Origin of the sequence: Weissella sp. DD23 (genome assembly GCF_001579105.1) — a bacterium.
Classification (GTDB): domain Bacteria; phylum Bacillota; class Bacilli; order Lactobacillales; family Lactobacillaceae; genus Weissella; species Weissella cibaria.
Genome location: NZ_KQ970402.1, coordinates 1 through 11,926 on the forward strand (window position 1 = coordinate 1; position 11,926 = coordinate 11,926).

An 11,926-nucleotide genomic window follows, 5' to 3' on the forward strand; every position below is an offset into this window, starting at 1 on the left:
AAAGTTGGACGCTGAAAAGACAGCATTGTCAAACGCACAAGGTGTTTATGCTGACGCGATTGCTAAGTTGAACGACGCTAAGGCTAAGTTGGCAGAATTGCAATCAGCATTGGACGACGCTAAGCAAGTTTTGGCTGACAAGAAGGCAACCCTTGCCGAAAAGCAAGGTGCTTTGAAGAACGCACAAGACAAGTTGGCTAAGGCACAACAAATTGTCAACGCAATTGAAGCTGAAATTGCCCGTCAAAAGGCGGAAGATGAAGCTAAGGCTGAAAAGGCTAAGCAAGACGCCAAGGCTAAGGCTGATGATAAGGTTAAGCCTGATGCCAATGCTAAGGCTGAAATCGCTAAGCTAAATCCTAATATGCATGTTGATAACAATACAAAGACACCGTCACACGTTTCAGATACAAAACCTGAACATCAGAAAATTGTAACTTCTCCAGCTGATGAACTATTACGTACAGCACTAGAAACAAACATGACACGTAGCGAGTATCTGGCAGCTAAAAAGTCACTAAACGTAAAATCAGCTGATGTTGTAAAGTCATCAATTGAACTACCAAACACTGGAGTTGATAAGACTGAAAGTATCACCGTTGCCGGTGGTATTATGCTATTAGCTACTGCAACATTAGGTATGTCATTCACTCGTAAAAATAAGCGAGATAATTAGTAATTATTGATAGTTTATAAAAATAATTAAATTAAAAAAGGCAATAAGTATATCGCTAAGATATGTTTATTGCCTTTTTTTGATTTAATTATTTACCTGATTAATAGTATTAAAAATATTTACAGCCCGAACCACCAATAATCGTATTCATCAAAGAATATTTTCACTCCATCTATACGCAGATTATCAAAATAGTCTGCATATTGTCTCATATTTCTTCCATTAGCCCCATCTATCCACCAACTCTTATTGAATAATGCTGAGAATTCGACAGCAGGTTTAGGTTCATCAATTAATTTATTGAAATTATTTTGATATAGACGTCTCTTATTTACAAAACCAAATATCTTTTCATCTACTGAACCTGGGCCCTGCTGCCACTTTTTCTCAACTATAAAAACTGTATTGGTGTCAAAATTAAAAAAAACTTCGTCTGGCTTCCAACGCTTGTTATTTTGGTTATCAATGCCGTATATGTTTTTCAGAACATTATAAAATTGATATTGTTTTGTTATTAATCCAATGACGTGATTATCCATAACGTCTATCACTTCAAACACTAAACTCTTTGAAGGAATAACGCTCTGCTCAACAGAAATTTGGTTCACACTTATTTTGCCGACTAAATCTCGAGTAATTCTTGCTGATAAGTCAGTATTTTCTTCAAATTTCAACCCATTTTTATTTGTATTTGCTCCACCAACACCACCTGATTTCATAAAAAAATTATCTCCTTAATAATTAGACACTATTTCTAATTATAGAGATAATTTTTTTGTTAAATCAATATGTTGTTATTATCACTTCGCCAACTTTACCACGCGAAGAAGCTTTGGAATTTATAAACCTATTCGCCACTACATGATGTACTTTAAACACTTTATTAGAGTACAAATCCTTTATTAATGGAACATCTGCATTACTTAGCATTACTTTAACCCCTCGTTCAGCTAACTCTAATGCTAAATCACGTAGTTGCTCTTGTTGAATAAGTCCAAAACCATCTTGTGTATATCCAGTAAATGATGATGTTTGATTTACGGGAATGTACGGTGGGTCAAAGTATACAAAATCATTTCTATTAGCATCGCTTACTGATTTACGATAATCAGAGTTTCTAACTTCAATATCAGCTCTATTAAGGTAACTAGACACACTACTTAATGAATCCGTCACCAAATTAAGTTTTTTATGTTGACCGTACGGCACATTATTTTGACCATGTGAGTTCACTCGCCATAGCCCATTATATCCGGCCTTATTCATATAAATAAATCTAGCTGCACGTTCTGTATCACTCATATTTAAAAAGTCTCGTGTTCTATCAACGCCCCGAATAGCTAAGTAATATTCCTTACTATCGTTAATCTCATGATTTTTGAGCAGCATAGATAAATTAACTAAGTCATTCTTTACAACATTCCATGTGTTAATTAGTTCGGAATTAGAGTCATTAATAATCGCTGTTTTAGGTGCAAGTCGCAGCAAAAAAGCTCCTCCACCCACAAATGGTTCATAATATTTATCAAACCCATCTTTAGGTAAATATTTTAATAATGACGGTATTAATTGTCTCTTGCCACCTACCCATTTAATAAAAGGAGCTAAAATTTCTCCTTGCATTAAGTTTTCTAAATCACTAACAGTTAAACCCAGAGAATGGGCAATAGACTCTTTTGAGTCATTCTTCCAACTTATTACGTCCGTTAATTCCATTGACTTCAAAGTAGTATATTTAATATCTGATAATACTGATAATTGCTTCATACTTAGCCCATTTAATTTAGCTAACTCAGTTAATTTTGACATATATTTTCTCCCGTGCTCCTTATTTAATCAAAAAATACGATTTTTGTCAAAAAAGAAGTATACCAAAGGGAGTTTACATAATCCCAATTATCTCAAGTCCCAGCATTACCAAGGGCTGACGATTGCTTGTGAAGTCAGACAATTTCACAAAACAATCTGGGCGCCTCTGATACACTGCACAAGCGCCATAGGTCACCAAATTTCACAATCTATACCACTCAGTCCTCGAACAACTTAACATAGTTTCCGTTAGCGTCCGTAACAATAATCGAGATTACTTTAGAATTACCTTCTGTGCTGTATGCCCCCTCATGGTACAAGGAACCAAACGTATTATTTTTTAACACTTCGATTGAAACACCCAAACGGGTTGATAACTCGTTTCTCAATTCCTTTATGCTATCCGAGGATATTTCTAAATGTTTATCTAATTTAACAATATTAGAGTCAATCAAATATGTACTCCCTCTAGTGAATTTATCAACCATTTCTATTGTTGCTTTGTACATAATAATAATTCCTCTTATTTCATTTACTTATTAAAAATTCTACTCCATAACCCCTTCTTATCAACATCATTATCGGTTGTCCGACTGTCTGAACGCTTAGCAACATCAGACACGTCACCATCAACAATAGCCTTTTCAACGCCCATATTAGCTCCATTGTTAAGCTGCAGCACCTGTGACTGGTCAAACAATCGGTAATACTTTTCATTGGCTTCCTTTAGTGACGCAATGTAATCAGCATTCAGTTCCTCAAACTTCTCCTTGTAAGATGACGCCTCCGTCTGTGCAGTCTGACGTTCAGATTTGAGGCTTTTGTTTAGGTTGTTCAAACGTTCAATCTCGGCCTTCAAACGTCCAACTTCCTTCTGTAGCTCTACGTCTGATAATACAGACATATCCGTTGACAATACCTTAATCTGCTCATCAGTAAGTCCATCAGTGTCTAAGTTGTTTAAATCCACGTCATACTTACTAGCACGTGAGTATAGCGTGCTTCTTGTGATGTTGAGTTCCTTAGCTAATGCCGTTTTAGTTTCAAATTTACGCATGATATCCTCCGTTCATACACTATAAACATTTGTCTGACACCACCGTATCATCAAACGCCATCCTAAACAGACATCTAGACGATTCTTAATAACTGAACAGTTGTTCACTAAACGTCTAATTATTTTCGGTTGATGTCTAAAATGTCTAATTAAGCGAATGGCGAAATGCATTAACTAATGCACCAAAAAATATACTTCAGATAATACTCCGGAATGCCACTTATGAATTAAGCTGGTTAATCTTCCATTTCTTCCACAAACGACTTCATATATTCACTTACGTCAAGCTTATGAGATTCTGTTGTATTTAGCATTACTTCTTTATCGGTCACTGAACCTCTAATCGATTGAGGAATTGCAAAATAAGCTTCTCTTAACTCTAAATACGCCTGATTGATATACGGTACGTCCTCAATTGGATATGCAGGTGCTAGTCGACCGTTTAACAGGCCATCAGTTAGCATTTGTACTTTCAAAACTAAAACATCACTACCATTTTCAAATCCTAGTGACACCTTATATTGTCTGTTAGGATAATATTCCTTGTTACGAGTTTCTACAATTGCATATACTGTGGGTACAAATAAGCGTTTAGTCATTTTTGTTAATTCTCCATTAGTGTTTGATAAATATTTTTCTTTATGAGTACAAGTATAAGGTTCCTTATAGGGAATGTCAACATCTTTTTCGGATAATTTGGCTGATTCTTCGTTCAAGCTGTTTGTAAGTATCAACGTCTCTGTAAATTTCAGGCACTAACATGTGGTAAAAGTCCAGTGGACTGTACACACTTGTGATGATGATTGTGTCTGCAATCAACGTTTTGTTTGAATATCTGGCGTCTGCCATGGTCGAGTTGAACGGGTCTAACAATTGCAAAAGTGTGTTGTAATCAAAAGTTTTAGCTCGCAGGTCGTCCAAAATAATCACATTTTCGTCAGTGTAGAGTTGAAACGGGTCTCTAACTCCTACTGCCACATAGAAGTCTTTGTCAGACTTTTCTCGTGCAATCTTCTTTGCTTCTACGGTCTTGCCACTGCCTGCTGGGCCAGTTATCCAAATCACTTCAATAGGTTTGTGGTTATCTTCATGCTCTTTAATCCATCGTTTAGCGTACTGTTGCCGACCGTATTCGGCAGTTACTTTTAATCGCTGGTGATAACGTGAAAATTCACTCGCTGTTAATTCACCAACAGCTTCTTCATAAGTTATGCTGTAATCCATGAGACGCTCTAAAAGCTCATCTAAGCGCGTTTTACTGTCTCGCTGTTCTACCTTAGCTGTAATCTTCTCTAAGGCGTCAGAGTAGTCAAAATTCGCTGCCACAGCGTCTGGGTCGTATTGATGCTTCATGGTGGCACCTTTGGTTCTATGTGTTAGATACGCCAACATGTTGTTATAGCCGTTTCTGGTCTTTGGTAGCTCTACATATTGGGGGCTATCATGAAAAATCTTACTAACAGCTTGTAAACTGCGTGGGTTTTCAAACTTCATGACAACGTGAACGTGTGATGCTTTCAAGACACCGTCAGCGGTTCTGTCTTTGTCGTGAACGATGTAGGCATACTGCTCTACACCTGCTTCTTCCATCAAACGTGGAAAATCTTCAAGTCTCTGGTTCAAATGGCTAAGTTGCTGTGTGTAGCCAAAAGTTCTGTATTTTTTGTTCATATCATAATCACCTTTATGTTAGAAAATGGAACAATTAAAAAAAGTGTTCCACTTTGTGTGTCAATAACGATGTTGTTAAATGTCTTTAAGTTGTTGAGTTGTGGCCGAGTGAGTATTTTTTTTGTTTTTGCTCTATGACAAGCCCTTAGAGCAAAAACGATTGTAGTTAATGAGTTATAACAAGAGTGACACAAAATGGAACACACACATTCCATTCTCAAGACTCTCGGCTACGCACGTATTGCCCCTTCGGGTTATCCGCACGTAGCCCACCGTATTGAGACCTCACTCTGTGTGTTCCATTTGGTCACTTACTTGTAAAAAATCATTAAACAATGCAAGCAACGGGGATTGCCACTCAAAATCAAGATACGGCGTCTTAATCACTTTTGGACGTGTTAAAACATCGCCATAGATACCTTGACCCACTGTAAATTGTTGCGTTGCTAACTCTTTGGCGTCATTGTCGAACATGAAAGTAATGCTTTCGGCGTCAGGTCTCATAGCCAATCGATTAAGAAATTGCGCTCTCACGTTGGTTGGCAACAAGGTGCTATCAGCCTGCACAATCGACACGACAATGAAGCAACCAGATGACGCTGCTCGACTTATCAGACGTAACATCATGGCGTTGAATTCCTTGGCATTGTAGCGTTTTGATAACTCTTTATCAGTGATTGTCCCAAATGAGACACCAATTGACGCATACTCGTCTAACACCAAGATTGACGACTCGAACACGTCCTGCCATCGTTGTCCCGTGTCCCCCAAATACTCCATGCGGGCAGTCATATGCTTTTCAAATGCTTCCACTTGCTCAAAGATTGCAATCGGGTCTAAACCTACGACCATGTTAGGCAATTGCCTAAATCGTGCGAAGTCTTGGCCCTTTGGGTCAATCATCGACACAACCGATTTCATCTCATCGGGTACATCTTGTTCTTTGCGGGTCACATGCAAATGACTTGCTAACAAATGCACCAAGAACATCGTTTTTCCTGAACGTGTCTTACCACTAATTAACATGTGTGGCGCTACAAGCCAGTCGGCTGTTGTGCGCTTGTCGATTAAGAATGTGCCACGTTTCTTTGGTTGCAAGTCTGCAAATGAACTTGCTTTGATTTGCCAATCAGTGTGTGCATTCTCGATTTTAATCGTTGCAGTGGTCTGATCCACTGACGTGGTCATATCAACAACTGATAAATTTCTGAACCACAAACCAGTGATTAAACGCCCGATTGCCATTCGGTCAAAGCGTTCAACGTCCAAGCTCGTTAATGACATGTCTATTTGCAATGACTTGATTGATAGCAATGACCGTTTAACATGACTGATTTTGATTGTTGGCAGTTTCATACCACTCCGCATGATTGAACTGGCGTTACCGTCAAGCAATCGACTGTTAATCTTTTGTTTCAGTGACAATCTGCTTGGGACTAGCCAGAAAACTAGAATAAGCAAGCCTGACACAAGTAAGCAGGCTTCGCTAGTGAGTTGCAAAATTGACGTTATTTTCTTGATAATCGGCAATAATTGGTTAACCAGTGGGTAATGAGTTTGCACAGTCGGTTGGTTGATATAAGCAATTCCCTTTGTTAATAAAAAAGCAATCAACATTGTGATTGCTCCTGTGAGAATGCTTAAATCAACGGCACGACGTACAAGCGTTTGGCGGCGCTCCCCTGTTTTGAACTCTGGGTTATATCGTTGTACGTCCACTGACTTACCCCTTATTTCACATCAATAGCAGGGCGTGACGTTGCTGGCTTGATTGCTGACGCTCGGAAATAAAGATTTCCATTCACTTCGGACATGTCATCATCAACAAACGTGATTGGCATTAACTCTTTATAAACAGATTGATTAGCTGTGACTTCATCGGATGGCAACTTGACCGAAATAACGCCAAGACCTGACAAAAGTACATCAGCTTTATAACCAATGATTTTGTCTGTGCGCTTACCGTCTTCATACTCATAAACTGGCGACATCGTGTCAAAAGTTGACAATAGTGTTGGGTGTGCCTCGTTTAGGCTTTCAATACCTAATTCAGCCTTCATCAAGTCCTTGCCTGTTTTGCGCTGTGTCTTGTTAATCATCATATGTGATACCTCTTTAATTTCTGTGTGTGTAGTGTGTTTTAGTGTTATTGTAATTGGTTCTCATTAACCAAATAAGCATATAAACGTTGCATTAGCTGTGTTGGCGTAACACGTAAATCAAGGTAATGCGCCAATGATTTAATCATGTAGGTCTTGTTGATACTGCCTGTTGCTGACCGCTTTAAGTTCGTTTCACTAAACGGTTCTAAAAAGCTGTTTAATACTTGATAATCATCATCGATTAGTGCTGTGAGCATGATGACTGATACATCTACTCGTGTTTGAATTCGTTTTGACATTTATATGTCACCCGTGTTCCTTTCTAACGTGCTTCTTACGCACGCTGTACAGAGTTTGATAAAGTGAAGCCCATTGCAGTTTGTACCCCGCTTGGAGTGTATTCAGGGCAATTAGCAGCCTCAAAGCCGGCAGGCCTTAATCAATTGATTTCATCAGTAAAAATCATTGACAACCAAACCAAATCAACGCTTTGAAAGATTTGAGCTATTTGAGAATACAGTTCACCCATAAGCGTCAATAAATGAACTGTATCAACATCTGTAAAAACGCTTCTCAGAGTTTTCGCACCGTCGATAACAAGACTAGTTCAATCTCACACTTTTAAGGCGTCAGGAGCCGTATACCTGCCTTTTAGCGGTTTCCCGCTGGTGTGAGCCAATAAGGCTCCGTAGACCGTCCAGAATTACGTTATACGTTGATTCTCGGCGATGTTTTGCCACCCACAAGCCCAGTTCAGCATATGATTACCAGATGTAATCACGTAGCCTTTTCATGTCACCATGTTGGAAGCCAGAGGCAGTGTCCTTAGTTGCGCTTCCCATACCCCCGAACAATCATAGTCTGTGACTGAGCAGGGAATGCCGTTGAATTAAAGCGGTGCATTTTCCGCCCCCTTAATTGGGATAACTAGTAACGGTGTCTAGCCGTTAAGCAATAGAAAAAGGCGCCAGATGATGTTCACCCAGCGCCTTGCTTAATTTTATCTTTAATTGTTTGAACCTTATAACGTTTGTGTTATAATTAGTTTATCGAATTAAAGATAAATTGATAATCGTGTTCAACTGCCAGGGAGAGACGATTATCGGGTGGAACAGCTGATTGATGTAAAAGTCAATTAGCTGTTTTTTTATTTAATTTTTTTCTATACCAATATAATACCTCGATGAGAATTACATCACAACAGGCAAATGTATATACATGCACATACAAATTTAAAAATGATGACGAAAATTTTTGAATGATAATAACTCTAGCTGCTATACCAATTTTTTATTTTATTTTCTGTACTAAATGAAAATAAATAAAAAATTCGTCACTCGTCCTTAATATAGTAGTACTGAATGGGGCTGTACGTAATTTATGATAATATTAATTACAAATATACATTCTAGGAGTTTGTTTAATGAGTAATGGGAAAAATCTAACTGCACTAGCCGTCGCAACGGTGGCTACGGGTATCGCAACGGTCGACGCACACGCCGATGACACACAAGAACAACCAGCACCAGTGGCAACGTCACAAGAAAGCACGGCAACGTCAGCTGTTGATTCAGCTAAGCAAGATGTTAACAACGCGCAACAAGGTGTGACTGACGCCCAAGCTGATGTGAACAACGCCCAACAAGGTGTGAACGACGCCCAAGCTAACGTCGATGCTGGTACACAAGATGTCGCCAACGCCCAAGCTGACGCTGATAAGGCACGACAAGGTGTTGATAATGCACAAGCTAACGTTGACGCTGGCACGCAAGCCGTTGCAGACGCTAACACAGCGGTTGATACAGCACAACAAGCTGTTGACAACCAACCAGCCGTGATTGCCAAGGCACAACAAAATGTTGCTGACGCCCAAACTGGTGTGGACAACGCCCAAGCTGGTGTAAACGATGCTAATACGGCAGTTGCTAACGCTGAACAAGGCGTATCTGACGCCCAAACGGGTGTTGACAATGCCCAACAAGGTGTCAAGGACGCCCAAGCAATCGCCGACGACGCCCAAAAGACAGCTGATTCAGCTGACAAGGACGTCACTAACGCCCAAAACGACCCAGCTTACCAAGCTGAAAAGGACGCCCAAGCTAAGGCTAACGAAGCTCAAAAGCAAGCAGACGCCAACAACCAAGCTGTTATCGACGCACAAAACAAGCAAACTAAGGCTGAAACTGATGCTGGAACAGCGCAAGAAGCTGTCGACGTAGCTGACAAGGACGCTGATACTGCACAAGCTCAAGCTGACACGGCGCAACAAGCTAAGGATAAGGCACAAGCTGACGCTGATAAGGCGCAACAAACCAAGACTGACGCTCAAACGACAGCTGATAACGCACAACAAGCTAAGAACGACGCTGATAAGGCTGTGACTGATGCGCAAAATGACCCAGCCTACCAAGCGTTGACTGACGCCCAAGCTGAGGCTAACAAGGCACAACAAGCTAAGGACAATGCCCAAGCAACGGCCGATACCGCACAACAAGCTAAGGACAAGGCTGACGCTGATTTGGCTAAGGCACAACAAGCCACGAATGCCGACAAGGACGCCGTTGCCAAGGCACAACAAGCTAAGGACAAGGCTGACGCTGATTTGGCTAAGGCACAACAAGCTGTTTCAGACGCCCAAGCAACGGTTGATGGTGCACAACAAGCAGTTAACACGGCTAAGACAAAGGCTGACACGGATGCCCAAAACGTTAAGGACGCCCAAGCAAACGTGGACAACTTGCCACACGAAAAGGCACCTTTTGAGAGTGATGAGCAACACAAGGGTTATATCTCAAATTCTGACAAGATGACTGATGAGAAGAAGGAACAATTGTCATATATTACTGGTTTCGATAAGGCCACAACAGTGACGCGTCCGGGTGAAGAGCCACAATCAATCGTGGTTCCTGACAGCGGTAAGACAAACGCCACGAAGCCAACGTCTACTACGATTTCAACGATTAACTATGCCCGTGCAAGTACAGCCGACGGCGACCAAGTTGTTGATATTTCAAAGCCTATGACGACGGCACAACAACAAGAATTGTCACGTTACGCATTGCAATTGGTTAACTCATACCGTGCAACGCTCGGTCTTGACCCAATTAAGGGGTCAACGATGATGACACAAACAGCCATTAACGACGCAATTAAGCGTTACGGTGACGGTATCATTGCCGACCAATTGAACGGGACGGGTGCTGACTACTACAATGGTATTCACTCAAGTACGTCAGCCATTTACAACGATGCCCTTAAGGCTGGCTACAACGTTAACAACGTGAACAGCTCTGCTTCACCACAAAACATTGCAACACCACAATTGGACTTGATGGGCGACAATAAGGCCAACACGTCTTACACAATGACTGGTTTGAAGGTTGCGATTTACAACATGATTTCACGTATGTTGTTTGATGACGCTGGGTCTAACTGGGGACACCGAATTGCATTTTTGCGTGAAGCTGAAAACGTAGACGGTTGGCACTTGTACATGGGTACTGCTGTTCAACAAAAGGACGCTAAGGACTCAATGTCAACGTTTATCTTTGATTTCATGTACGTGAACGACGTACCCGGTGACAAGTACGCCGTGCAAGGTGACGAAGCTTTGCCTGAACCAGAGAACATTGCTGACGTATTGAAGCAAGCCTTGGCAGACGCACAAGCCCAAGCTAAGACGTCACAAGCTGATTTGGCTGATAAGCAAGCAACGTTGACGACTGCACAAGCTGGTTTGGACGACGCAACGGCTACGCAAACGACGGCTCAAGCAACGGCTGACTCAGCTGACAAGACGTTGGCAACGGCACAAACGCAATTGGCAACTGACACGGCAACGCAAGCAACTGCCCAAGCAACGGCTGATAAGGCAAACCAAGATTTGACGACAGCCCAAGCTGATTTGGCCGATAAGCAAGCAACATTGGCAACGGCTAACGATAACTTGACGACCGCCCAAGCAAACGCCAAGGTTGCTGACGCCAAGGTCGCACAAGCCAACGCTGTTGCACAACAAGCGTCAACTGATTTGACGAACGCCCAAAAGGCATTGGCAACGGCAACGACTGATTTGACGGCTAAGCAAGCAACATTGGCTGACGCTAAGGCAAAGTTGGCTAAGGCTAACGACCAATTGGCCGAAGCACAAGCAACGTTGGCAGACGCCCAAGCTAAGTTGGCTGACGCTAAGCAAGCGGTTGTTGATGCCAAGCAAGCTGTCTCTGATGCACGAGCTAAGGTAACGGTATCAGATAAGGCGTTGACTGACGCACAAGCTGAATTGGCGACTGCTAAGGAAAACGTCAAGATTGCTGACGCTAAGGTTGCCCAAGCTAAGGCTGTAGCAGAACAAGCACATGCTGATTTGGACAAGGCAAATGCTGTGGTTACTGAAAAGCAAGCCAAGCTGGCAGATGCTAAGCAAGGTTTGGCTGATGCCCAAGCTAAGTTGGCTGACGCTAAGCAAGGTTTGACTGACGCACAAGCTAAGTTGGCTGACGCTAAGCAAGCCTTGACGAACGCCCAAGACGCTTTGGTTAAGGCACAAGACATGACGGCTTTGAATAAGGCTGTTGATGACGCTAAGCAAGCGGTTGTGGACGCCCAAGC

At 41.5% G+C, this 11,926-nt stretch carries 11 protein-coding genes; 2 read left to right on the plus strand and 9 right to left on the minus strand.

The annotated features are described in order from the left end of the window. On the plus strand, window positions 1–676 hold a 676-nt coding region (locus tag WEIDD23_RS11595; protein ID WP_156469651.1), incomplete at its 5' end, for an LPXTG cell wall anchor domain-containing protein. 119 nt (window positions 677–795) lie between these two features. On the opposite strand, the gene WEIDD23_RS11600 is transcribed toward WEIDD23_RS11595, so the two are convergent. The 9 genes from WEIDD23_RS11600 to WEIDD23_RS11640 all read right to left on the minus strand — a co-directional run bounded on the left by WEIDD23_RS11600 (window position 796) and on the right by WEIDD23_RS11640 (window position 7,614). Then, window positions 796–1,395 (minus strand): hypothetical protein, encoded by a 600-nt coding sequence (locus WEIDD23_RS11600; RefSeq protein WP_062359066.1) that lies wholly within the window; start codon window positions 1,393–1,395, stop codon window positions 796–798. Window positions 1,396–1,459: 64 nt separating this feature from the next. Further along, a complete protein-coding gene (locus WEIDD23_RS11605; protein WP_347474456.1) occupies window positions 1,460–2,485 on the minus strand; it encodes a DNA adenine methylase in 1,026 nt (341 codons plus the stop codon). 218 nt (window positions 2,486–2,703) lie between these two features. Next, window positions 2,704–2,994 carry a hypothetical protein gene (locus tag WEIDD23_RS11610; protein ID WP_062359067.1) on the minus strand — a complete coding sequence of 97 codons (291 nt, stop codon included), beginning with the start codon at window positions 2,992–2,994 and terminating at the stop codon, window positions 2,704–2,706. Between the two features lie 23 nt (window positions 2,995–3,017). After that, window positions 3,018–3,542 (minus strand): hypothetical protein, encoded by a 525-nt coding sequence (locus WEIDD23_RS11615; protein ID WP_062359068.1) that lies wholly within the window; start codon window positions 3,540–3,542, stop codon window positions 3,018–3,020. A gap of 236 nt (window positions 3,543–3,778) precedes the next feature. Continuing rightward, window positions 3,779–4,141 (minus strand): hypothetical protein, encoded by a 363-nt coding sequence (locus WEIDD23_RS11620; RefSeq protein WP_062359069.1) that lies wholly within the window; start codon window positions 4,139–4,141, stop codon window positions 3,779–3,781. A gap of 76 nt (window positions 4,142–4,217) precedes the next feature. Beyond that, window positions 4,218–5,213: a Rep family protein gene (locus WEIDD23_RS11625; protein WP_062359070.1), complete on the minus strand. Its 996-nt coding sequence runs from the start codon at window positions 5,211–5,213 to the stop codon at window positions 4,218–4,220. Window positions 5,214–5,498: 285 nt separating this feature from the next. Next, the gene (locus WEIDD23_RS11630) at window positions 5,499–6,932 is read right to left on the minus strand and encodes an FtsK/SpoIIIE domain-containing protein (protein WP_062359071.1); all 1,434 of its coding nucleotides are present in this window, start codon (window positions 6,930–6,932) and stop codon (window positions 5,499–5,501) included. An 11-nt stretch (window positions 6,933–6,943) separates the two neighbouring features. Beyond that, the gene (locus WEIDD23_RS11635) at window positions 6,944–7,315 is read right to left on the minus strand and encodes a hypothetical protein (RefSeq protein ID WP_062359072.1); all 372 of its coding nucleotides are present in this window, start codon (window positions 7,313–7,315) and stop codon (window positions 6,944–6,946) included. 44 nt (window positions 7,316–7,359) lie between these two features. Next, window positions 7,360–7,614, minus strand: a complete 255-nt coding sequence (locus tag WEIDD23_RS11640) for a hypothetical protein (protein WP_062359073.1) — start codon at window positions 7,612–7,614, stop codon at window positions 7,360–7,362. A gap of 1,124 nt (window positions 7,615–8,738) precedes the next feature. On the opposite strand from WEIDD23_RS11640, the gene WEIDD23_RS11645 reads away from it, so the two are divergent. Continuing rightward, on the plus strand, window positions 8,739–11,926 hold a 3,188-nt coding region (locus tag WEIDD23_RS11645; RefSeq protein ID WP_062359074.1), incomplete at its 3' end, for an SEC10/PgrA surface exclusion domain-containing protein.

Coding starts and splice junctions, on each gene's coding strand:
- WEIDD23_RS11600 (WP_062359066.1), bottom strand. CDS start 1,395: ATGAAATCAGGTGGTGTTGGTGGAGCAAATACAAATAAAAATGGGTTG.
- WEIDD23_RS11605 (WP_347474456.1), bottom strand. CDS start 2,485: ATGTCAAAATTAACTGAGTTAGCTAAATTAAATGGGCTAAGTATGAAG.
- WEIDD23_RS11610 (WP_062359067.1), bottom strand. CDS start 2,994: ATGTACAAAGCAACAATAGAAATGGTTGATAAATTCACTAGAGGGAGT.
- WEIDD23_RS11615 (WP_062359068.1), bottom strand. CDS start 3,542: ATGCGTAAATTTGAAACTAAAACGGCATTAGCTAAGGAACTCAACATC.
- WEIDD23_RS11620 (WP_062359069.1), bottom strand. CDS start 4,141: ATGACTAAACGCTTATTTGTACCCACAGTATATGCAATTGTAGAAACT.
- WEIDD23_RS11625 (WP_062359070.1), bottom strand. CDS start 5,213: ATGAACAAAAAATACAGAACTTTTGGCTACACACAGCAACTTAGCCAT.
- WEIDD23_RS11635 (WP_062359072.1), bottom strand. CDS start 7,315: ATGATGATTAACAAGACACAGCGCAAAACAGGCAAGGACTTGATGAAG.
- WEIDD23_RS11640 (WP_062359073.1), bottom strand. CDS start 7,614: ATGTCAAAACGAATTCAAACACGAGTAGATGTATCAGTCATCATGCTC.